The organism is Gordonia soli NBRC 108243 (assembly GCF_000334455.1).
GTDB lineage: Bacteria > Actinomycetota > Actinomycetes > Mycobacteriales > Mycobacteriaceae > Gordonia > Gordonia soli.
The window spans coordinates 1-850 of sequence record NZ_BANX01000056.1 but is presented as its reverse complement, the minus strand read 5'-3'; the positions used below and the strand labels follow the sequence as shown (position 1 = coordinate 850).

1 protein-coding gene is annotated in these 850 nt (G+C 62.7%); it reads left to right on the top strand.

Annotated features, from left to right (window positions below; all coding sequences use genetic code 11):
* A partial coding sequence (locus GS4_RS24625) for an AMP-binding protein (RefSeq protein ID WP_040511837.1) occupies positions 1–850 on the top strand: 850 nt, incomplete at both ends.

The following is an 850-nucleotide window of genomic DNA, read 5'->3' as shown; positions in this document are numbered from 1 at the left end:
ACGCGGTGTACACGTTGTTCACGTCGGGGTCGACGGGGCGGCCGAAGGGTGTGTCGGTGTCGCATGGGGCGGTGCTGAATCGGTTGGGGTGGATGGAGTCGTTGTTTGGTGTGGGTGGTGGTGATGTGGTGTTGGTGAAGACGCCGGTGTCGTTTGATGTGTCGGTGTGGGAGTTGTTCTGGCCGTTGATGGTTGGTTCGTCTGTGGTGGTTGCGGAGCCGGGTGGTCATCGGGATCCGTGGTATGTGGCGTCGGTGGTGGAGCGGTTCGGGGTGTCGGTGGTGCATTTTGTGCCGTCGATGTTGTCGGTGTTCGTGGAGGCCCTGTCTGGTTCTGGTGGGTCTGGTTCTGGTGGTGTGGGTTTGGGGTCGTTGCGGTGGGTGTTTTGTTCGGGTGAGGCGTTGTCGGTGTCGGTGGCGCGGGGGTTGGCGGGGTTGGTGTCGTCGGCGGGGTTGGTGAATTTGTATGGGCCGACTGAGGCGGCGGTGGATGTGACGTCGTATGTGGTTGGTGGTGGTGAGGGTGTGGTTCCGATTGGTGGTCCGGTGCCGGGTGTGTCGGTGTGGGTGTTGGATTCGCGGTTGCGTCGGGTGCCTGCGGGTGTGGTGGGTGAGTTGTATGTGGGTGGTGTTCAGGTTGGGCGGGGGTATGAGTCGCGTGCGGGGTTGACTGCGGAGCGGTTTGTGGCGGATCCGTTCGGTGGTGGTGGGCGGTTGTATCGGACTGGTGATCGGGTGCGGTGGTCTGGTGGTGGGTTGGAGTATGTGGGGCGTGTTGATTTTCAGGTGAAGTTGCGTGGGCAGCGGATCGAGTTGGGGGAGATCGAGGCGGTGATCGGTGCGGTGGCCGG